Raw genomic sequence first — 17,127 nt, 5'->3', positions numbered from 1 at the left:
CTCCAGGGAGGCGAAATCCCGGAAGTCCTGGTCATTTGGCTCGTTCCGATCTGCGCCATAGTTGTTTGTTTGCCGTCCTCATATTGGAAACTCTACCGCGCGTTCCAGGAGGCTACGAGTGCCCGATCCTGACGATGCAGGTCTGAAAGACGCATTAGGTGCAGTGTCCGAGGCTTATGCATGGGTTCGCGGAGGGGTGCAGGCCTGGGCCCGGCGTGGACCGGACCACAGGTGGGCCGATTACCAAAAAGCTATTCGATCAAAGCGATTTGAAATTGCGGCATGGGAGAGCAGTGACATCTCCTTCTGGCTGAATCAGACCAGGGAGGCCGCCCGGGCTTTGGAGTCTGGGCTAGCCGCACTGAAGGTTTTGGCTGCTCATCCTGAATCTGACATTCTGGGAACAGCCAGCGCTTTCCAGGACCCGGTCCTTGTGTCACGGTTGCGGGAAAACCTCGAAAGCGCGGGGATGCCCAATGGACAGATCGATGAGATAGTCGCTGCACTGGAAGGCATCGACGGGCACACGATCATAAATGCGGCACAAGTTGATCTCCCGAGATACCGTCAGACCGTTGCGCGGGCATTTCAGAACAACGTCAGGTCATTAATGTGTGCGGAGCTGGTCACCGCCGTCGATACTTTTGACAGTGTAGTGGCGCAGGGAATCACGGAAGTGGATGTGCAGGAGCGTCTTTCCGAGCTGACACATAGCCTGGACAGTCACCTGATTGCGGTCCAGGAGTCGCTGCGGTCCTTGGGTGATGACTTATTTAATAAGGCAGATATGCTGGCTTTCGACGCACGGCGGATGCTTGCCGAACCCGCGCTACAGCTAGCCGCTGCTGCAGCGCAGTGGCACCACCCGACCGCTGATGATCTGCGGACTCGTGCAACTGCGGCGATCAGTGTAGGCACGTTGCTGGGTGATCTGTTCAAGGCGCTGGCGCTCGCCGAGCATGTACGTCTCGTGGCGGTACTCCCGCCGGAGTCGGCGATACGGAACTCTTGGACCATAGAGGCTGGTCGGCCTTTCGGCCGTTCGGAACCTCCATCTACTGACCTCGACGCCATCGAGGTCATGAATCTACCTGAAGATTCTGATGCGACGCTACTGGGCCGGGTTCGCATAGGCCAATTGGACATCGTTAGCGGCCAGGAGTGGGATGTGCTGGTCGTGGAGAGCCTAGCCGGCAATACTAACCACGTTGTATTCGTGCGGGTGCCCACCCCGGTCTTTTTCGAGAGCGGGATTACCACGGGCGCAGGATTACGCGCGACCGGAACTGTAGTACGGGCCCCCGAAAGCGGGATCGTCTATTTGAGCGCAGCTTCCGTCAACGCTATTGCGTCGAGTGACTGGAAGACTTGGGCGTGGGCCCAGATGAAAGAGTACTTCGCCTTCGACGTAGAGTCCTTTGATGTCGCTTGGAGTTGGACGTCTCAGGGCGCCGGTCAGCCGATAAGCTGTCACAGCTGGTTCAAGGAAGAAGGATAGCGTGGCGAATGAGGACGCGTTGGCGGCCCATGGTAGCCGCATTGACCGACAGCGACTGCGGCGTGAAAGACCCCCGGGCGACTCTGACAGGCCTCTGGACAGTCCTGACTTGCTAACTCTCGCAGAAAGCCGTGGCGGCTGTCAGAACCAGCTCGCTGCCTACAATGCCGCAGCCCAAGCATATGCCGATGCGCGGGTTAATGAACGTATAGCACTGTTGTCGCTGGAGTCGGCGATCGCGGCAGTTGGAGCCGCTCGAATGACGGCGGTGAACTGCCGGTCCGCGGACGGTCCCGCCGATATCGCAACCTGTCTCTCTGAAGCCGGTCTCTCACTCCACTCCGCGCAGAAGGCAAGAGAAGCCGCAGAGCTAAGCTTTACCGTAGCGAAAGAGAAGGTGCAGCAGGCTCTTGCCGCTCTGCGAACCGCGCATGCCGGCCTGACCGACTGTGCGGCGCGCTCGTCCTGGCGCGGCACAATTCGCATAACTCAGGTCACCGATCATAGTTTCACCCGCGATACTCCTCCTATTGGCGAGCAGAGGCCGCGCCAGACGACGCGACATGAGGAGATCTCGATGCGCCGCAACATAACGGTCGTTGGTCGGGTGACTGGTAGCTGGCAGACACACCTGCCCCACGTGTTCGTACTGCGGTTCGCCGGTGGCATTCAGGGAGTGTACGAATGGCGCAAGAGGGTGGTAACCACGAGGCACGAAAAATGCGCCGATGGGCAATGGACTGAAGCAATCACTAAGGAAGAGTTTAGATCGGACTACCAAGACCGAGAGTTCGGAATCTTCGACATGGAAGCCTCGATTCCGTCCACTGGAACTGGGACACTCACCCTTCGAAGCACTCATCAGGGGCAGATGTCGTGGTCACTTCCCCTCAACATCCCGCTATGGGTCACGACGGAGCTGCGTGGCGGCTGCAGCGGAGAGACAAAGAGTAATGAAGAAAAGATCAAACTGAAATCGTCCGACTGGGCAACGAATGTATCCCACGCCAGTGGATCTGTTACCGGCGAAGGACGGGAATTTCGTGGCCTAATTGAGGGCGACTCGGTCGGCAACCTGATCTGTTGGCCGGACGGATGGCCGGACGACGACGCATTTCCACGCCTGGCAACACCTGTGCACTACAAGTACCAGTGGGACCTCACTGCAGGATGATTTGGCAACGGCAAGCTGACCGCACGAATTCTCATTCGAATTGGTGACAGCTTCGCCGCCAAGGAGCCCGCAGCTGACACTATGTTTGACCCTCCAGCGAGAGGAGTTCATATTACCTTCTCGCGTTAACAGCTCATTCACCTTGACCTGGTGGTTCATCTGAATCATGGGCATCGAGTAGTTCACCGAAGTGACCAAAAACCCAGTCGTCGACCATGGGCGGACTCGCTTCGACGAAGAGCGCCGGCAGAGATTCTTTCAGCTCCTCGACTCCGTGACACCACTGCGAGATGATGTTATCTCCGAGCGCCAGATCTTTTACAGCAGCACGCAGTCGCGCCGCATGATCCAAAATGTAGTCGCTGTTCGCAGCCCACATTTCCCCAAAGACCGTGCCCTCCCGCGTGGGGTGCTCGGTGATGTCGGTGACCCACAGCCGGTTGGGCGCGGACCGGGTGAACTGCCGGTCGACCAGGTCGGCGGCGGTCGGCACCTGCGGTAGTGGCCGGCGGCGCCGGTTGCCGGGCATGCCTTTGAGGCCCGCTCGGCGCATCAGCAGCTCCACCGCCCCATGCCCGACGAGTATGCCGCGCCCGAGGACGAGCTCGGCATGCACGCGCCGGCCTCCGTAGACACCGTGGGACGCGGCGTGGACCTGCCGGATCATGTCGGTCAGCCACGCATGCCGCAGTGCTCGCGCCGAGGGCGGACGGTTGCGCCAGGCGTAAAAGCCCGACTCCGAGACGCCCATGACCCGACAGCACATCTGAACTGGCAGACCTTCGGCGGCCATCACCGCGATGGCCTCAAACCGCCTTTTGGGGACACCACCTCTCGCAGCAGCTCACTGACGCGCTTGGTCACGGCCAGTTCGGTCTCCAGCTCGGCGATCCTGCGTCTGGCGGCCACCAGCTCGGCGTGGTCGGACGAGGTCAGGCCGGGCTCCAGCCCGGAGTCGATGCGGCCTTGCTTGCGCCAGTTGTAGATCGTCTGGCCGCTGATCTGAAGATCCGTGGCGACCTGCTGCACGGTTCGGCCGGCCTTGAGCAGATCCAGGACCTTACGGCGGAACTCGGGGGATAGCTCCTGGGCATGCTGACCTCTCTTGAGGATCTAGGCATGCAAGTCAACCAAAGCGACTCCACGAAAGCCTGGGAACATCAAAGCCTCCAGCAATCCCGGCGCGGTTCAGTCGGCTACACCCCCGCCGGGAAGCGCATCGTCAAGAAGGCCAGCGGCAGAACCAAGACGGAGGCCAAGGCCAAGCTCAAAGAGATCATCCGCGACTATGACGACGGCCTGGCCATCGCACCAGCGAACTACACGGTGGCCGACGCCGTGAAGTACTGGCTGCAACACGGCTTGGCCGGGCGCTCGGCGACCACGGTCAAGATGTACACCACATACGCCGACAAGCATGTGATCCCCGCGCGGTGGGTGCGCGCAAGCTGCGTGACCTGTCGGTGGAGGACGTCGACCGGTGGCTGGCGGGCAAGGCGGACGAGCTGAGCACCGGGTCGCTCAAGTTGATCCACGGCATCCTCAACCGGTCGGTGCAGAGCGCTATGCGCCGCGACAAGGTGAACGATCTCTGTGAGATCCCGGAGGGGTGCGACGGCCGTACCTCCAAAGCGCTCACGCTCGCGCAGACCGGCTCCGTCATCGTCCTGGCGGAGCAGGCCAACCCGCGCATGCGGGCACGTGGTGCTCTCGCTGCTGATCGGTGCCCGTGCCGAGGGGCTGCGTGCGCTTCTCTGGTCGCACGTGATCGCCTACGACGAAAGCCGCAACGTGTGGTCACCGGTCACCGAGACCGGCTGGGAAAACGAACAGTTCGCGATCTACGTGTGGCGATCCGTGCGGCAGAAGGGCGACACCAAGACCGTCAAGTCGCGCCGTTCCCTCAAACTCCCCCGGCGATGCGTCGACGCACTGCGGATGCTCCGGAGGAACAGGAGAAGGCAGGGACAGAAGCGGGCCTCGCCTTCTGTACGTCGAAGGACACCCCGATGAGCGCAAGCAACGTGCGCCGCGACGTACGAAAGATCATCGAGAAGGCAGGACTCCGTGGCACCGACTGGACCCCTCGCGAGATGCGGCACAGCTTCGTCACAGGCGCCCAACCAGAGACGATAACGGTCCTGAACTGGGCGCACGGTCCACGGCCGTCCACCGTTGTCCGGCCCCATCCGTGGCCGTTGTCACCCAGAACTCGCTCTCTGCGCATCCTGTCATCAGTGCTGATTTCGGTGACTCCCCACAGCACCTCGGCAGCGAGCGGGATTCCTGCGCGCCGGGTGACCGGTGTCCGCCGATCAGGCCGCGTGTGGCTCGAACCAGACCGACCCCAGATCATGACCGGAGGTGAGGCGAACGTCGGCGTTCAGCGCCGCGGCCAGATGCCGCAGCAAGGCGATCGTCGGCGCGGTCCCGCCTTCCTCGATGCACTCGATCTCATCCTCGGTCATACCCGCACGCTCGGCCAGCTCCGCCACGGTCAGTCCAAGCGCACCACGCCGGTCATACAGCGCCTTACCAAAAGCCAACGCTTCACGGATCATGATCCGTTCGGGATCCTCGATCTCAGGTTCAGGCCGCACCCAGCGGGTGTGATAACCAGTCATCACACCTTCCTCTCATAGATCTCGGCCACCAACCCGTGGTGGTCGCGTTCACAGATCTTCTGCGCCCGGACCGCCCTGTCGATCTGCCGTTGATCGTGCTGCTCGGTCTTGCGGAAAACCGTGAGCAACACGATCGTCCTACCCGGAGTACACCAGTACGTCACCCGAGCTGCAACGTCACGGAGCCGAACCCGCAGTTCCCAGACTGCCCCTTCCAGATGGTCCGACCATGGACCGCCAAGCTCAGCCCCTTTTTCCGCCAGTAGACCGGCTACCTCGTCAACCCGTTTGAAGTCGCTGTCCTCGGGTTGTCGAGCCACTCACGGACCTCCGGCTCGATCTCAAAGCCATACGGCTTATGCACCTGAGACTCCCTCCGCACACTCACCTCACTCAGAGTAGCGAATCATTGCCGATGGCAACGGTCGAAGAGTCACCTCGTCCGCCCGAGACGCCAAGGGGGCATGACACAAGCGTGTGCTCACGTGTTGAGGCGACATCTGTCTAAGCGACGTGGCGAGCTGGTTAAGCGGCAAAAAGAGAAGCCCTCCACCTGTTTTCGCAGGTGAGGAGCTTGTGGTGGGCACTACTGGGTTCGAACCAGTGACATCTCGCTTGTAAGGCGATCCGAACAGGGACCCGACCAGGGCCGATATCGGCGCTGACCTGGGCGTACCGTCCACGGCAATCCACCGTTGTCCGGCCCTGTCCGTGGTCGTTGTCACTCAGTTTGTCACCCACGCCCACGCGTCTCCTGCCACCACCGACGCTCTCATAGGCATGTCCATGCTTGTCGGTGAAGGCTGTCATCATGACGCGCAACTGATCAAAGGAGCTGTGGTGACAGACCCTCGCGAGGAATTCGGCTGGCTCTCGGGTGATGGACCGTTGGGTGATATCTACTGTGTGTCCTTCATCCGGGACCTGAGTCCGGCCGAAGTACTGACGCGCTTGGGCGCAGAGCCGGATTCGATCGAGAAAGTCACCTTCGACGAGCTTGATGAGCATGTGATGGCGAACATCCAGGAGTCTGACGGCCTGGAAGCCGGCCATGTCGGCGCGACGAGTTTCGATGGCTGGACCCTGCTCGTTGAGCCTTGGGGCTGGCGGGGGGCCTTGTGGGAAGTACTGACCGAGCTTTCCCGAGGCACGGAGATGGTGTCCGTCTGCCGTCATGACTATGCCTCGCACATGTTCGGATACGCGATCGACGGTGACGTGATCACGAGCTTCATGCTTGAGCGCCTCAAAGATCGCGCGGGAAGTGATCCAAATTGTCTGACGGCTTCAATGCGTGCTGTCGGACTGGCCCCTGACCACACCCCCGAGGATGACGGGGTTGACGATCCGATCGCCTGCGCGTTCGCACTCGCAACCAGGATCACGGGTATCGCCTTCGCCGACTGGGACCCCTATGAAACGGATTTCCTGGGAGCCGAAATCGTTCCGGACTGATCAGTGATCTGTACGGCCTGCCATGAGAGCTTCCTTCAAGTCGGCGGCTTGGGGGACCTTACACCGCGTTAGCAGCGTCGCGACGTCGACGAGTTCCTTGGCCGCGTGCCGGTTCAGCTCGACGGCATCGGCCACGATGGGCAGGCTCACCCGCACGGCCGCCGCCGCTTCGCCAGCCTCGGCGTGAGCCTTGGCCAGGCACGAGCCATACCAGGCACAATCCCGCTTTCCCGTACCCACGCCGGCACCCACAACGCGCTCTTGCGCGCCCTGCGCTGCCTGGGAGAACGCGGCTTCGCCCTGCTCACGCAATGCTGGCGCTCCCTCCAGCACATTACCGCCAGCCCCAGCAGAATCGGAGACCTCGTCAAAGCTGCGCTTGTTCTCACCCATTTCGAACATGGCTACCTGACGTGAAATTCGCTGAAATCATCTCAATGAGTGGCAGTGGATCTCTCAGAGGCGAGCGGTAAAATGACCACGTGACGGTCCAGGATTTCAGTGAGTGGCAGTGGATCAACGAGCCCGCGAAGTGGGCGGCGGGTGAGGACCTCCGGATCACCGCCGAGGCGCGCACCGATCTGTGGCGGGTCACCCACTACGGGTACATATACGACACCGCCCACATCTTCGGCAGGACGCTGCCGGGCGACCTGCGGGTGACCACGACCTTCCAGGCCTCCTACGCCGACCGGTACGACCAGGCGGGTGCCATGCTCCGGATCGACGAGAGGAACTGGATCAAGGCGGGCGTCGAGTACGTCGACAGGAAGATCAACCTAAGCGCCGTGGTAACCAGGGACTTCTCCGACTGGTCGATGCTCACGGTGTCCGAGCCGGTGGAGTCGGTGACATTGGAGCTGGAGCGCAAGGGTGACGCCGTGACCGTGAGGTACGGGCTCAACGGCGCGGCGCCGGTCACCATGCTCCGCTTCGCCTACTTCCCTCCGGGGGTCCCGGCACTCGCGGGCGTCATGTGCGCGGCCCCCAGGGGCGAGGGTTTCGAGACCCACTTCACTTCGGTGACGGTCTCCTGACGCCGCGGCGGCGGATCTGGCGCCGTTGCGCGACGAGGGAAAGGGTCGTCCGCGGACCTCCCAGGTCATGCGAGAACCACCACATGCGCCTTGTCCGCTTATAGCCAATTTGCCAGTGGCATACAAGGCTCAGACACACAGACAACAAGAAGGTCGCTCTCCGAAGACCGGATAGCGGCCTTTTGACTGGCCAAACCAAGTGGGGCTATCAGGACTTGAACCCGGGACCTCTTCCTTATCAGGTAAACCGGTAGGGGGCGGGACCAGGCACTACACCCGCCCCACCTGCGTGAACGGTTCGTGGTGATCCACCGCTGTCGGGCCCCGTCCATGGTCGTTGTCACCCAGATAGTCACCCAGAACCCGCGCTCTCCGCAGGCTTCCGCGGCTCCTCCGCCCAGACGTCCCGCCCGTTGCTCCACAACTCGGAGGCGTGGTAGCCGAATCGGTCGAACAGGCCGTCGTCCTGGTAGCGGCGCAGGTGCATCATCGGCGAGTCGTGGCCGACCAGCTTGGCCAGATGCGGCGTCACGAGCATTTCGGAGTCGAAACGGAAGACGCTCATCGCGATGTGCTCGTCTCCGAAGCGCGCCTCGATACCGGGCACGTTCCGAACCTGCTCGATCTCCGAGAGGGTGATCCGGATGCGGGTGGAAACGGTTAGCGGGACGTTCTCCACCTCTTCGCGGCGGCGGGTGACCTCGCTGTCCGGGTCACCGATCAGGAACCGGATCTTGCACCCCTGCTCGGCCTTGCGCCTGAGGACCTTGGCGAGGTTGGGGTGCTCCAGCCATAGGAAGTAGTTGGTGTAGCCAGCGAAGACGATCTCATTGCGGGCTGAGCTGATCAGGTTGCGCCAGATCGACTTGGGGCACGCTGACCGGTACGGATAGACGGTCAGAACCTCTCGATCCGGGCCGGTCTTCACGGTGTTACGGATAGCCTCTGGCCACAACACGGACGTATCAACTCCTAATGCCTCAGCGGCGGCCAACTGGTGCCGGAGGTGCGGAACTCGCGCCTCATCCTGTAACCAACGTTCCACCGTCTTAACATCCACCTCGCAGCGGTCCGCCAGGTTCTGGTTGCTCAGCTTCGCATCGAGCATGGCGCGGCGTAAGGGGATGTTGGCCACGGTGCACCTCGGGGAGTGAGGACGTCAAGGACGTTTTCGACTCTAACTTTGAAACGTCCTGGACGTCTCTGGAACGCGGTGGGTTCGTCACTCAAATGGAATGACGCTTACTCCATGTCAACACCCGTGATTCTGGAAGACCTCCAGGCAGCATTTCCCGGATGGTGCATTTGGCGTAGTTCTGCGGGCCGTTTGTGGGCAACCCGGAACGGTCGCCACCTCACTGACGAAGAAATAAATAAGGGCCTCTACCGGACAATCGACGCCGACGACGTCACCGAACTCGCCCAGCAGCTCCGCGACCAGGAGGGGCTGGAGGCATGAACACCCTCGACGGGAAAAGGCCAGCTCAACGATGCCCGGCGGCCCTGGCTGCTGAGCGCCTACGTATCGGCCTCGAACACTGCGGAGTCTCGGCCGACGTCCACGAGGGCCATGGCGTCGCTCTGGTCTCCGTCTGGACCGACCTCCTGGTCTGGACGGACGGACGTGCCTACCGCTGGTGGACGGGGAAGACCTCGGCGAAGACGGGCCGTCGTCTGTACTGGGTCCACGGCGTGGACAGCCCGATCACCATCGCCCACTCCGTCGCCCAACGGTACGAAGAACTCCGCAAGGCTTCCCATCAGTCCAAGGGTGTCGCGGAGCGCACGTCGTGATTCTGCTCGACGAGTGCCTGAGCCCGCATGTGGTGATGCCGCAGCGAGATCACATCCGTCTGGATTGGCGAGAGCCGTACCCGACGCTTGAACGGACACGCTCAGTGGCCTGGACCTGTTGGTGCCGTGCCACGGTCTACGAACTGTACGAGGGCGCCGGTCGAGCATTCGTCCGGCGAACCATTCAACTCGACAGCGGCCATCAGGTCCAAGAGACCCTTCCCTGGCCAATCAATGAGGCTCGGGTGATCTGGACGGCACTGCTGTCTGGATGCGCCCGGTAAGACCGGCGCGGCGGCGCGGATCTGGAGGGACCGTGTCGCCGCGTCCACCCAGGGGCCACCATGCAGGCTCCTGGCCCATTCCTCCCCCGCCCCCGATAGCTGCCAGGTTGTGTGTCCCGACCGAGGGGTCAACTTCGTCTTCGCGTGTCCGTTGCCCCACGGCGTACACCGCTACCCCACACCCAACAGGTACAGACGGAGTTGACGCCGACCGAGGGACACGAACACTCCGACAGCGGGGGCGGGGGAGTCCCAAACAGCACCACAGGCCGAGAACAAAATAGTAACATCATGTACAGAACAGAGGTATTCCCAAAAACACTCTAATAGCCGAACTTTCCATTAAGGGTTACATGGTTATGGAAAGCCTTCCAGTAAACGTCACACATATCACAATTAACACCGTAACACGCCAAGCGGAGATTTATTTCCGAAACGGAAAGTCAATGACAGCACCAATGCCATCCCTTCCCACCTACAAGGATTCAGGAGTTCGGCAAGCTGACTACTCTTTCACCAACAATGTTTTACTGATAACCCTCGCTCGCGGAGAGGAGGTGACCGTAGAAATCCACGATCCCAACGCCCTTGATTCGACCGCCGGACGCCCGATCGTTTACCTTGACCAGTGCCATTGGAGCACGCTTTCGAAGCAGCTATACAGTCCAGCCAGAGTGCAACAATCCGACAAAGAGCCCGCAGACCACCTCATCAATCTTGCCAGGCAAGGTAAGATCATCCTCCCTCTTTCATCTGGACACTTTGTCGAGACAACGATCACCTACGATGATAAAAGGCAAGACATTGCGGCTACCATGCTCGAACTCTCCAGAGGCTGGCAGATGCGCCATCCTCTCAGAGTGAGACAGAACGAGATAGCCGAAGTTTTTTCCAGGCGCTATAGAAACTCGGAGTTCAAAAGTCCAGCGGTCTTCACGCTTGAACCCGAAGCACTGTCGAGAGACCCACAGCTACCAGCAAAAGATAGAGATAAGGAAGATCTTCCAGAGGAGTACAGCTATCTAGCTCGATGCCTGACAGCAGCAACAGCCAACTATGACGTCCTCATGGACCCCAAAAAAATCGAGCAAGGCTCGGTAATGAAGTGGGTTGAATATCAAAAGTCAGCAGCTAGACAATTCAAGGAAGAAGGATTCAATGCAAGTAAAAGGCGTAAGATAGTTCAAGGGAACACTGTTATCGACGTCACACAGGAGGCGAATGACGCTGCAGCTGCAACAGGAACAACTTCCGATCAACTCGAAGACTGGTATAAGGGAAAATTTCTAGAAGATCTAGCCACGATGCCGTTCCTTGCAATGTATTCCGATACATTGGATGTACGCCTATCAAATTCAAATACCAACTGGGTTAAGAATGATTTCATTGACATTCTCTTTCTATCTTGCGCAACTGCCTACGCAGACTTCGTTGTAGCAGAAAAGGCTGCGACCAATTACCTAGGGCGAGCGTGGGGCAACCGCCCCGGTTCAGCCCCTGTCGTACATAAGCTGTCCGAGCTGGTCGATCTTTTGCCCCCCTCCTAGCCTCAACCGATTCATAGCCGTAGAACCTTTACTCCGGTTAGCGCAGACGGCCGGCGCAATGCCGAAGGCACCCCGGAGGGGCCGCGAAGCGGTTGGGCCGGCGGTCGGAGCGGCAGGCGGCAGCGCGCACCGAGGGTGGCGGGTGCGTTTGGTTCGGCTGGTGCTCAGTGCGGTGGAGGCGGCCGTAGCTGCTGCCAGCCGGGACCGGCCGCCAGGGCCGCATGCCCGGCTGGCGGGCGAGCGGAGGGCCGCCTGCGGCGGCGCGGAGCGCTGCCGCCTTGAACCAGTAAAGAAAGTCTGAGCCCACTACACCCTGAGTGAGACCTGTCCGTCTGATCCGGCCTGGTCATGTTCGCTGGCTGCTGCGGCTTCGAAGCGGTCGCCGGGGGCTTCGATCTCGGTGAACTCCAGTGGGCGACCGTCCTTGCTGAGCATCAGCCGGCGGACCAGTAACAAGGGTGTGCCGACGGGCTCCATGTTGAGGTCCTCGTAGGTCTCGCCGTAGGGTATCTGGGTGTGGACCGAGGTGATCCAGCGCAATGGACCGTGGGTGCGCTCCAGGTGGGCGTAGTAGTCCTCGGGGTTGATCTCAGAGTCGATCTCCATACCTCTCAGTAGGCGTAGCGGTAGACGCCCATGCGGCCTCGGCGCACGCCCAGGACGTCGGGTTTGCTGCCCTCGATGGTCATGAACAGTGCCGAGTTGGGAGTGACACCGCCTGCGGTGCGTTCGGCCTCGCTGGCGACGGTGACGTGTTCCCATCACTGTTTAGCGGGGTCGTAGGTGGGGCTGAGCAGGTCTTCGCGCTCTGAGCCGCCCATGAGGATGAGGCGCCGGTCAGGGGTGGGGCGAACGAAGGTGCCTCGGCCGTGGGCAACAGTGAGCAGTCCTTCGCCGACGAGCTGGGCGATGGCCTAATGGATCGTCGGGCGTGAGGTGGCGTACTCAGAAGCGAGGAACGCTTCGCCGGGGAGTACCTGTCCTGGCTGGTAGTGGCCTTGCACCACGTCAGTTATTCACTCACGCCCCGTCCTGGAGACTTCCCTTCTAGCGGTCGTCGCAACACGAAAGCCTGCAAGGGGGAGGAAAAGACCAGAACTACGGCATCCGTCATGGGCAAGATCACCCCGTACGACGACCGCGAGGCGTGTCGAGCACCATGGCCGAGTCGCCGAAGTCGGCCACAATCTTGAGCTGACCTCCGAGCGCCGTCACATAAGCAGCCAGAGTGGCCACTTCGCTGATCACTCCGCTCTCGATCTGTGAGATGCGGGCCTGTGACACGCCCATCGCCTGAGCGACATCCTCCTGCCGTAGGCCGAGCTTGCGTCTGGCTTCAGCGAGTTGGTAGGCACGCTGGCGAGCCACGAGCCCATCGCGGAGTCGGGCAACCTCCTGCTCATCGCCGGGCTGGACAAGCTCAGCACGCAGTTCCTCCCAGGTCACCGCCTGATCGCTCATTGCTCCCCCTCCTTGAGGTATCGGGCAAAACGCACCTCTGCCGCTTTGATCGCCACGTCATACCAACCGCTCCAGTCACCGGACTTGTCTCCGGCGACCAGGAACACGGCTTGACGCCAAGGGTCGAAAACGAAGAGCAGCCGCACCTCGCTCCGCCCGCTGGATCCAGGTCTCAGCTCCTTGAGGTTACGGATGGTCGCCCCTTGAAGCGTGTCCACCAAGGGCCGCCCCAAACCGGGCCCCTCCTCGGCGACCCGATCCAAGGCCGCAGCGATCAGTAGGAGTGCCGATCCGCCTTCCGTAGCTCGTGAAGCCAGTCGCGGACCGCTGGAACGATCACTATCTGCCAGTTCACTCCAGCATAATAAATTTCTTATGTTGATCCAAGGGAAGCTTTGGCAACTCAGCGTATCGCCAACATCACAAAAACCCCTTCTGTCCTTGCTGTGGAGATCTTGAGCATGGATCACGAGCGGCTCAGAGAAAGAACCTTGCTACTGCATACCGCGACTAGGGTCTGTTACGAAAGTGGATCAAGGTTATAGATGATCATGGTCCGGAGGACGTGGTGATCTGACGAACGGCCGGTGGGAGCGACTGGAGCCGTCGCTGCCGGTGGGCAATACTCTGCGATCCGGCAAACTGCCACCGAATCGTCACACGGGAGACGCCAACGCATGAATACGCCACCATCGCCACCTGGAGCGGAGTGGACTGAAGGATCAGCCGTCCGGATCGGTGCTCTCGTTCCGCTCACCCGGCCTGGCTGGGTCGAGGCAGGCCAACACTTGCTCGCTGGACTCGAGTTGGCCGTTCGCGAAGTCAATGACGCCGGCGGGATCGTCGGAAGACCACTCGAACTGGTGGTCCGAGACACCGCGGCTGATCCGCAGAAGGCCACGGCGGCCGTAGATGAATTGGCTCGCCTGGGCGTGGCTGCCTTGGCGGGGGAGTATCACAGCGTCGTCGCCCGCGCCGCTGCCGCCAGGGCCGATTCCCTCGGCCTGCCATTCCTCTGCTCGTCAGCGGTTCTCGACGCGCTCACCGAACAGCCAACGGAATGGGTCGCGCGCCTCGCCCCGGCGCAGTCCCACGGCTGGCAGATCTACGCAGACTTCCTCCTCGGCGCGGGCCACAGTCGAATCGCCGTAGTAACCGAATCGAGTGTCTACTGGGCATCTGGCACCCGCATTCTGCGGGACTACCTCGCTCCACGCGGCGGCACCGTCATCGAACTCGACATGCGCGCGCTCACCCCCACGGCCGTGTGCGACGAACTCCTCGACAATCGCGCGACAGCCCTCCTTCTTCTGGTCGGCCACCCGGAACCGGCAGTGTCGATCGTCAAGTCCGTCCGCCACGACCAGCGTCTCGCCGAGATCATGATTGGTGCTCCGGCCGGGCAACCGGAGTTCGCCGAATGGGCGACGTCGCTGGGCGACGACGGCGCCGCGATCCCGTTCCTGCGCTACCTGCCCGAGCGTCTCAGCCCACTGGGTGCACGAGTCGAGACGGCCCTCCGCGAGCAGCTAGGCGAAGCGCCCTCTTTCGTCGCTTTCGAGGGCTACGACACGGTCGCCGTCCTCGCCGATGTGCTGCGTTCTCACGGCGCGGACCGGGCGCGCACCGCCGAATCCTGGCCGCGCGTTGTAGTCGAAGGCACCCGCGGGCAGATCCAGTTCTCCCGCACGCCAGGCATCAGCGTTTGGCAATGGGCTTGGACACCAATCCAAGTCGTTGATCGAGATCCGGCGGAACCCGATCGCTTTCGGATCCTCCATGCCAGCTGAGAGAGCACGGAGGTCCAACTGCCCAGATCTGTCCGAACTTGAGGCTGTCTACCTGTCTACGCGTTAGTACTAGGGTCTGTTGCGACCGTGCTGGTCGCAGCCATCAATGAGTGGCTGCGACCAGCACGGTCGCGTGATAGCGAACGGCGAGCTTGTCGTACCGCGCGGTGGCGCTTGAGCCGGTTGATCCCGCACTCGACCGCGTGCCGCTGCTTGTAGTCGTCCTTGTCGAACTTGGGCGGGCGATCATCGCGAGACCCGAGCTTCTGGCGGTTGCGGATCTGGTCCGCCTTCTCCGGAATCGTGCACCGTAGCAGGTAGGCGCGGTTCGCCCGAGACCCGTACGCCCTGTCCGCGCGGACCTTGTCCGGTCGGGTGCGTGGTCGGCCCGGTCCGGTTCGGGGTACCCGGATGCCGTCCAGGATCGGCTGGAACTGGGGACTGTCGTGCCGCTGGCCCGCGGTGACGAGCAGGGACAGCGGCTTCTGTCCCTGCTCGACCGCTAGGTGCAGCTTGGTGGTCAGCCCACCGCGCGAGCGCTCGAGGCCATGGTCGTCCGGCTCGGAGTCGACGCCTCCGGGAGGCTCCTTCTGGAGATCCCCTTTTTACGCGCGCCGGCGGCGTGCTGATGAGCGCGGGCGATGGTGGAGTCCACGCTCACATCCCATGTGATCAGGCCTCTTGCGTCGGCCTCAGCCTGCAGTTGCTCGAAGATCCGCTTCCAGGTGCCGTCACGCTGCCACCGCCCGAACAGGCTGTAGGCCCGGCCCTAAGGCCCGTAGCATTCCGGGAGATCACGCCACGGCGCGCCGGTCCGGGTCCGCCACCGTATGCCGTCGATCAGCTGCCGATGGGTCCAGGTCCGAGGGCGGCCCGACTTCTTGCCCACCGGCAACGACGGCTCCAGTCGCTCCCACTGGCCGTTCGTCAGATCACCATGTCCCACAGACCGTGATCGTCTACGACCTTGATTCACTTTCGCAACAGACCCTAGATCCGCCCGGCGCACCTACAGGCGCGGAGGTGTCAGACGAGGCCTTCAAAAGTTAGTCACCCAGCAGCCACCTCGCCCGGTGCCCGAGACGAGAGACGTTTTGCCTGGTAGACACTACTGACTGGTGGGCACTACTGGGTTCGAACCAGTGACATCTCGCTTGTAAGGCGAGCGCTCTACCGCTGAGCTAAGCGCCCGGGGTAATCCCGTTGGACAGACGGGACAACACCTTACGCCACCCGGGGGGATTTCAGCACATCGGGAGACCAGTTGGCCCCCGCGTCGGCGAAACCGGCGGCGCGCCAGCCGAGGAGGGCTGCGCCGAGCATGCCGGCTGACATGCCGAGGGCAGCCTGGCACAGAGGTGGTGCGTCGCGGAAGGCCAGGCGTTTGCCAAGGCGCTCGGCCAGGGGGACGGAGAGGAGGGGGCCCGCCTCGGCGAGGCCGCCGCCGAGGACGATGGCCGAGGGGTCCAGCAGGAGCGTGTAGGTGGCCAGGGCCAGGGAGAGCGCCTCGACCGCTTCGCCCCAGATCTCCATGGCGAGAGGATCTCCGGAGGCGGTCAGGGCTGCGACCTGCTCGGCGGTGACGGGAGCGGGCGAGGCGGTGGGGACGGTGACGGGCGAGGCTGGGGCTGCGGATGAGGTGGCGCGAGCGGAGTAGCGGCGGGCTACGGCGGAGGCGGAGGCGTAGGTCTCCAGGCAGCCGATCTGGCCACAGGCACACGGCTCGCCCTCCGGGAAGACCGGGATGTGGCCGATCTCGCCGCCCCAGCCGGCGCTCCCGCCGTACGGCTCGCCGTGCAGGATCACGGCGCCCGCGATGCCGGTGCCGATGGGCAGGAACAGGAAGTCGGAGAGCTCGCGACCGGCACCCAGGACACTCTCCGCGAGGCCGCCGGTGCGGACGTCGTGGCCGAGCATGACGGGGACGTCGAGCGGGACGAAATCCGTCGCGGGGACGTCCCTCCAGCCGATGTTGGCGGAGTAGAGGGCCACATCGGCGGTGACCAGGCCGGGCACGGCGAGCCCGACGCCCGTGGGGGTGCCGTCGCCCGCGGTGGCGAGGTCGTCGATGAACGACCGGATCGTCGCGACGACGGCGGCGGGGCCCCTATCCCGTGGAGTCGCACGGCGGTCGGTGTGGATGATCTCGCCGGACCTGGTGACGAGGCCGCCCTTCATCGACGTTCCACCGACGTCAAGGGCAACAACGAAGGAGCTCATGCACCCATCCAGCGGCTCGAAGGAGCGGGACCGAGCCCGACCCTAGCGCACGGCACGCGCGCTCGGATGGGGTAGATCCACCGATAGCGGGGGATCGGAAAGGAACCCCGGCTACGGCCTCATAGGCGGCTTACCGGTATCTCGGGTGATCATCGCTGGACGGGACGGTGCCGGAAGCGGTGGCTTCCGTGATCTGGGTGGTTCGGCATGCCGGTGGCATTTCCTCCACCAACCCACAACTTA

Annotated in this window: 21 protein-coding genes, 2 tRNA genes and 1 pseudogene; 10 read left to right on the top strand and 14 right to left on the bottom strand. The window is 62.4% G+C overall.

Annotation, left to right across the window (positions count from 1 at the left end; genetic code table 11):
* Window positions 1-118: 118 nt before the first annotated feature.
* A complete protein-coding gene (locus ACWD3H_RS21145; RefSeq protein ID WP_451956171.1) occupies window positions 119-1,498 on the top strand; it encodes a hypothetical protein in 1,380 nt (459 codons plus the stop codon).
* A 1-nt stretch (window position 1,499) separates the two neighbouring features.
* On the top strand, window positions 1,500-2,672 hold the full coding sequence (locus ACWD3H_RS21140) for a hypothetical protein (RefSeq protein WP_451956170.1): 1,173 nt from the start codon (window positions 1,500-1,502) through the stop codon (window positions 2,670-2,672).
* Window positions 2,673-2,805: 133 nt separating this feature from the next.
* Here the strand turns inward: ACWD3H_RS21140 and ACWD3H_RS21135 are convergent, their stop codons facing one another.
* Together ACWD3H_RS21135 and ACWD3H_RS21130 are read right to left on the bottom strand one after the other, a co-directional pair.
* On the bottom strand, window positions 2,806-3,465 hold the full coding sequence (locus ACWD3H_RS21135; RefSeq protein ID WP_451956169.1) for an IS3 family transposase: 660 nt from the start codon (window positions 3,463-3,465) through the stop codon (window positions 2,806-2,808).
* On the bottom strand, window positions 3,465-3,785 hold the full coding sequence (locus ACWD3H_RS21130; RefSeq protein ID WP_451956280.1) for a transposase: 321 nt from the start codon (window positions 3,783-3,785) through the stop codon (window positions 3,465-3,467). The genes ACWD3H_RS21135 and ACWD3H_RS21130 overlap by 1 nt, the downstream gene beginning before the upstream one ends.
* Window positions 3,786-3,791: 6 nt before the next feature.
* On the opposite strand from ACWD3H_RS21130, the gene ACWD3H_RS21125 reads away from it, so the two are divergent.
* Together ACWD3H_RS21125 and ACWD3H_RS21120 are read left to right on the top strand one after the other, a co-directional pair.
* Entirely contained in the window at window positions 3,792-4,181 is a 390-nt protein-coding gene (locus tag ACWD3H_RS21125) for a hypothetical protein (protein WP_451956168.1), read from the top strand.
* Window positions 4,182-4,376: 195 nt separating this feature from the next.
* Window positions 4,377-4,685, top strand: coding sequence for a hypothetical protein (locus ACWD3H_RS21120; protein ID WP_451956167.1), 309 nt, complete (start codon window positions 4,377-4,379; stop codon window positions 4,683-4,685).
* A 302-nt stretch (window positions 4,686-4,987) separates the two neighbouring features.
* Here ACWD3H_RS21120 and ACWD3H_RS21115 read toward each other — a convergent pair whose 3' ends face one another.
* From ACWD3H_RS21115 to ACWD3H_RS21105, 3 genes are all read right to left on the bottom strand, one after another.
* Complete coding sequence (locus ACWD3H_RS21115) at window positions 4,988-5,296, bottom strand: helix-turn-helix domain-containing protein (protein ID WP_451956166.1); 309 nt, start codon at window positions 5,294-5,296, stop codon at window positions 4,988-4,990.
* The gene (locus ACWD3H_RS21110; protein WP_451956165.1) at window positions 5,296-5,616 is read right to left on the bottom strand and encodes a type II toxin-antitoxin system RelE/ParE family toxin; all 321 of its coding nucleotides are present in this window, start codon (window positions 5,614-5,616) and stop codon (window positions 5,296-5,298) included. Before ACWD3H_RS21110 ends, ACWD3H_RS21115 begins: the two co-directional genes overlap by 1 nt.
* 257 nt (window positions 5,617-5,873) lie before the next feature.
* Window positions 5,874-5,947: transfer RNA gene (locus ACWD3H_RS21105), tRNA-Val, on the bottom strand.
* A gap of 129 nt (window positions 5,948-6,076) precedes the next feature.
* Between ACWD3H_RS21105 and ACWD3H_RS21100 the strand changes: the two genes are divergently transcribed.
* On the top strand, window positions 6,077-6,751 hold the full coding sequence (locus ACWD3H_RS21100) for a DUF6461 domain-containing protein (RefSeq protein WP_451956164.1): 675 nt from the start codon (window positions 6,077-6,079) through the stop codon (window positions 6,749-6,751).
* On the opposite strand, the gene ACWD3H_RS21095 is transcribed toward ACWD3H_RS21100, so the two are convergent.
* Window positions 6,752-7,144 carry a hypothetical protein gene (locus ACWD3H_RS21095; RefSeq protein WP_451956163.1) on the bottom strand — a complete coding sequence of 131 codons (393 nt, stop codon included), beginning with the start codon at window positions 7,142-7,144 and terminating at the stop codon, window positions 6,752-6,754.
* Between the two features lie 89 nt (window positions 7,145-7,233).
* Between ACWD3H_RS21095 and ACWD3H_RS21090 the strand changes: the two genes are divergently transcribed.
* The gene (locus ACWD3H_RS21090; protein ID WP_451956162.1) at window positions 7,234-7,788 is read left to right on the top strand and encodes a DUF1349 domain-containing protein; all 555 of its coding nucleotides are present in this window, start codon (window positions 7,234-7,236) and stop codon (window positions 7,786-7,788) included.
* 352 nt (window positions 7,789-8,140) lie between these two features.
* Here ACWD3H_RS21090 and ACWD3H_RS21085 read toward each other — a convergent pair whose 3' ends face one another.
* Entirely contained in the window at window positions 8,141-8,923 is a 783-nt protein-coding gene (locus ACWD3H_RS21085) for a hypothetical protein (protein ID WP_451956161.1), read from the bottom strand.
* Window positions 8,924-9,115: 192 nt separating this feature from the next.
* On the opposite strand from ACWD3H_RS21085, the gene ACWD3H_RS21080 reads away from it, so the two are divergent.
* The 3 genes from ACWD3H_RS21080 to ACWD3H_RS21070 all read left to right on the top strand — a co-directional run bounded on the left by ACWD3H_RS21080 (window position 9,116) and on the right by ACWD3H_RS21070 (window position 11,413).
* Entirely contained in the window at window positions 9,116-9,247 is a 132-nt protein-coding gene (locus tag ACWD3H_RS21080) for a hypothetical protein (RefSeq protein WP_451956160.1), read from the top strand.
* Window positions 9,244-9,582 carry a hypothetical protein gene (locus ACWD3H_RS21075; protein ID WP_451956159.1) on the top strand — a complete coding sequence of 113 codons (339 nt, stop codon included), beginning with the start codon at window positions 9,244-9,246 and terminating at the stop codon, window positions 9,580-9,582. Before ACWD3H_RS21080 ends, ACWD3H_RS21075 begins: the two co-directional genes overlap by 4 nt.
* A gap of 730 nt (window positions 9,583-10,312) precedes the next feature.
* Complete coding sequence (locus tag ACWD3H_RS21070) at window positions 10,313-11,413, top strand: hypothetical protein (protein WP_451956158.1); 1,101 nt, start codon at window positions 10,313-10,315, stop codon at window positions 11,411-11,413.
* A 306-nt stretch (window positions 11,414-11,719) separates the two neighbouring features.
* Here the strand turns inward: ACWD3H_RS21070 and ACWD3H_RS21065 are convergent, their stop codons facing one another.
* The 4 genes from ACWD3H_RS21065 to ACWD3H_RS21050 all read right to left on the bottom strand — a co-directional run bounded on the left by ACWD3H_RS21065 (window position 11,720) and on the right by ACWD3H_RS21050 (window position 13,092).
* Entirely contained in the window at window positions 11,720-12,019 is a 300-nt protein-coding gene (locus ACWD3H_RS21065) for a UTRA domain-containing protein (protein WP_451956157.1), read from the bottom strand.
* Window positions 12,020-12,327: 308 nt separating this feature from the next.
* Window positions 12,328-12,417: a GntR family transcriptional regulator gene (locus ACWD3H_RS21060; RefSeq protein WP_451956279.1), complete on the bottom strand. Its 90-nt coding sequence runs from the start codon at window positions 12,415-12,417 to the stop codon at window positions 12,328-12,330.
* A 118-nt stretch (window positions 12,418-12,535) separates the two neighbouring features.
* Window positions 12,536-12,874, bottom strand: coding sequence for a helix-turn-helix domain-containing protein (locus tag ACWD3H_RS21055; RefSeq protein ID WP_451956156.1), 339 nt, complete (start codon window positions 12,872-12,874; stop codon window positions 12,536-12,538).
* Entirely contained in the window at window positions 12,871-13,092 is a 222-nt protein-coding gene (locus ACWD3H_RS21050; RefSeq protein WP_451956155.1) for a type II toxin-antitoxin system RelE/ParE family toxin, read from the bottom strand. Before ACWD3H_RS21050 ends, ACWD3H_RS21055 begins: the two co-directional genes overlap by 4 nt.
* A gap of 459 nt (window positions 13,093-13,551) precedes the next feature.
* Here ACWD3H_RS21050 and ACWD3H_RS21045 point away from each other — a divergent pair, with 459 nt between their 5' ends.
* Complete coding sequence (locus ACWD3H_RS21045) at window positions 13,552-14,664, top strand: ABC transporter substrate-binding protein (RefSeq protein ID WP_451956154.1); 1,113 nt, start codon at window positions 13,552-13,554, stop codon at window positions 14,662-14,664.
* Between the two features lie 103 nt (window positions 14,665-14,767).
* Here ACWD3H_RS21045 and ACWD3H_RS21040 read toward each other — a convergent pair.
* The 3 genes and pseudogenes from ACWD3H_RS21040 to ACWD3H_RS21030 all read right to left on the bottom strand — a co-directional run bounded on the left by ACWD3H_RS21040 (window position 14,768) and on the right by ACWD3H_RS21030 (window position 16,884).
* A pseudogene (locus ACWD3H_RS21040) lies at window positions 14,768-15,610 on the bottom strand (IS5 family transposase).
* Window positions 15,611-15,780: 170 nt separating this feature from the next.
* Window positions 15,781-15,855, bottom strand: a tRNA-Val gene (locus ACWD3H_RS21035).
* 33 nt (window positions 15,856-15,888) lie between these two features.
* On the bottom strand, window positions 15,889-16,884 hold the full coding sequence (locus tag ACWD3H_RS21030; protein WP_451956153.1) for an ROK family protein: 996 nt from the start codon (window positions 16,882-16,884) through the stop codon (window positions 15,889-15,891).
* Window positions 16,885-17,127: the final 243 nt, after the last annotated feature.

It is taken from the genome of Streptosporangium sp. NPDC002607, assembly GCF_053592655.1.
Note: the sequence above shows the minus strand (reverse complement) of the source record. Positions and strands in the feature narration are given on the sequence as shown.

Coding starts and splice junctions, on each gene's coding strand:
- ACWD3H_RS21135 (WP_451956169.1), bottom strand. CDS start 3,465: ATGGCCGCCGAAGGTCTGCCAGTTCAGATGTGCTGTCGGGTCATGGGC.
- ACWD3H_RS21075 (WP_451956159.1), top strand. CDS start 9,244: ATGAACACCCTCGACGGGAAAAGGCCAGCTCAACGATGCCCGGCGGCC.
- ACWD3H_RS21055 (WP_451956156.1), bottom strand. CDS start 12,874: ATGAGCGATCAGGCGGTGACCTGGGAGGAACTGCGTGCTGAGCTTGTC.
- ACWD3H_RS21030 (WP_451956153.1), bottom strand. CDS start 16,884: ATGAGCTCCTTCGTTGTTGCCCTTGACGTCGGTGGAACGTCGATGAAG.
- ACWD3H_RS21125 (WP_451956168.1), top strand. CDS start 3,792: ATGCAAGTCAACCAAAGCGACTCCACGAAAGCCTGGGAACATCAAAGC.
- ACWD3H_RS21095 (WP_451956163.1), bottom strand. CDS start 7,144: ATGGGTGAGAACAAGCGCAGCTTTGACGAGGTCTCCGATTCTGCTGGG.
- ACWD3H_RS21065 (WP_451956157.1), bottom strand. CDS start 12,019: ATGGAGATCGACTCTGAGATCAACCCCGAGGACTACTACGCCCACCTG.
- ACWD3H_RS21100 (WP_451956164.1), top strand. CDS start 6,077: ATGTCCATGCTTGTCGGTGAAGGCTGTCATCATGACGCGCAACTGATC.
- ACWD3H_RS21045 (WP_451956154.1), top strand. CDS start 13,552: ATGAATACGCCACCATCGCCACCTGGAGCGGAGTGGACTGAAGGATCA.
- ACWD3H_RS21115 (WP_451956166.1), bottom strand. CDS start 5,296: ATGACTGGTTATCACACCCGCTGGGTGCGGCCTGAACCTGAGATCGAG.
- ACWD3H_RS21070 (WP_451956158.1), top strand. CDS start 10,313: ATGACAGCACCAATGCCATCCCTTCCCACCTACAAGGATTCAGGAGTT.